Consider the following 245-nt stretch of genomic DNA (forward strand, 5'->3'; position numbering starts at 1 on the left):
TCCTCAACCACACCCGCTACAAGCAGGAGCAGGAAAACGGGCTGCATCTGCCGAAGCAGAGGAATGCGTCTCCGAAGCGGAGGAAGAAGGCAGATTCGGAGGAGGAAAAGTTCCAGGACGGGCTGTTGGGGTCAGCGGCCTGCCGTGCGCGACAGGAAGTCGGCCCATGCGGCAGGCGCGAAGGCGAGCTGCGGGCCCTGTATGTCCTTAGAGTCGCGGACATGGATGGCGCCAGGGGTGGCCGC

Annotated in this window: 1 protein-coding gene; it reads right to left on the reverse strand. The window is 64.5% G+C overall.

Annotation, left to right across the window (positions count from 1 at the left end):
• Positions 1 to 131: 131 nt before the first annotated feature.
• Positions 132 to 245: DUF397 domain-containing protein (locus tag ACLIYP_RS30990; protein WP_412716367.1), on the reverse strand; the 114-nt coding region annotated here is incomplete at its 5' end.

The sequence above is a fragment of the Streptomyces nanhaiensis genome (assembly GCF_046614825.1).
GTDB lineage: Bacteria > Actinomycetota > Actinomycetes > Streptomycetales > Streptomycetaceae > Streptomyces > Streptomyces radiopugnans.